The organism is Protofrankia sp. CiP1_Cm_nod4 (genome assembly GCF_982290645.1).
The window spans coordinates 1-1,472 of sequence record NZ_CEVIVC010000235.1 but is presented as its reverse complement, the minus strand read 5'-3'; the positions used below and the strand labels follow the sequence as shown (position 1 = coordinate 1,472).

Annotated in this window: 1 protein-coding gene; it reads right to left on the bottom strand. The window is 70.9% G+C overall.

The features are described from left to right. Positions 1–32: 32 nt before the first annotated feature. Positions 33–956, bottom strand: coding sequence for a recombinase family protein (locus AC5LSR_RS23445; RefSeq protein ID WP_493465809.1), 924 nt, complete (start codon positions 954–956; stop codon positions 33–35). Positions 957–1,472: the final 516 nt, after the last annotated feature.

Sequence of the window (1,472 nt, the reverse complement as noted above, 5' to 3'; positions counted from 1 at the left end):
ATCAATCGAACCGTGGTTATCGGTGAGATCGATCATGGTCTGGGGGGCTCGGTGGCCGTGATGCGGGCGGCGTAGACCCGGTGCGCCTTGCGCTCGGCCGGGCCGGCGGACTCGGCGGCGAGGGCGGCGCTCTGGTGCAGCGCGGCGCGGTGGAGTTCGAGTGGGGCCGCGAGGCGGACGGTGTGGCCTTGGCCGCGGCGGATGGTCCGTCCGGCGCTGATCGCCTGGCGGACGGCCGCGTCGCCGGCGGTGCGTAGGTGATCGGCGAGCAGGCCGGGCAGGTCGAGGACGATCTCCGGGCTCGGTGCGGGCACCTGGTGCGGCTCGTTGGCCTCGATGGGGAGCGTGTCGAGCTCGTCGGGCAGGTCGCGGGCGCCGGCGGCGTCCAGGATGCGGCGGATGGTCTTGGGTGCGACCCGGTGCCGGCGGGCGAGGGCCTTGACGGCGGCGCCGTTGCGGTACGCCTCCACCACGGCGGCGGCCTGGTCCTCGTCGAGGGCGGTGGGGCGGCCGAGGGTCTTGCCGGCGGCTTCGGCGGCCGCGACGCCCTCACGGGTGTTCTCGCTGATCATATCGCGCTGGAACTCCAGCACGGCGGCGAGGACGGAGACCATCATCTTGGTGCCGGGATCGTCGCTGGCGAGGTCGATGCCGGACAGCAGGCCGGACTCGACGCGCAGGTGCAGACCGCGGCGGATGAGCACGGGGCGCAGCGCGAGGATGTCGGCGACGGAGCGGAAGAGCCGGGCGGCGTCGGCGATGCGGATGGTGTCGCCGACGCCGGCTTCGTGCAGCAGCTTGGTGAAGCCGCTGCGTTGAAGGGAGAGCTGGCGGCTGGAGGTGGCGGGGTCGTCGTAGGCGGGAGCGCCGGCGGCCAGCAGCGCGGCCAGGGCGTGACGCTGGCGGGCGTCGGTCTGCTTGTCGGTGGAGTGGCGCAGGTAGATCCGGTCAACCATGGGCGGCCTTCCCCCGGGGTGGCCGGGCGGCTCCCGGCGGGTGTCCACAAGCCCATCGTAGGGGCGAAATGGGGAGGCGTAATTCTTGACCGGATCCGATTGGATCGGCGGGCCGTTTCCGCTGGTGGACGGCGCACGCGGATTGGATCCGCCCGTGGGGGCGTAATCGGCCGATAACGCCCCCACTTGCAGATTGGCTCGCACTGGGATCGCGTGACGACCGTTACGCTCTGCTCCTGGCCATATTGTCGCACCAGATAGCCAAGAGGCGTGGGCTATGTTGCGGGGATGATTACCGGGACGGCATCGCGCCACACACGGATTGGTGACCCGGTGCTCTTCTGAGCGCCGTACGGGCCGGTGCGGGCCCGCTGCTCGGTCGAGGATCTTGCGCTGCTGCGCGGGCTCCGCCTCCGTCGTGTTGATCGCAGGTTCGACACATCAACCACGACAGGAGGATTCATGCCCTGCAAGACGCTGCAGATTCCCACCGCGGACGGTCAGGTGAGGTGCCCC

What these genes read in the sequence shown, in the direction of transcription:
- AC5LSR_RS23445 (WP_493465809.1), bottom strand. Translation starts at nt 956, where the DNA reads ATGGTTGACCGGATCTACCTGCGCCACTCCACCGACAAGCAGACCGAC.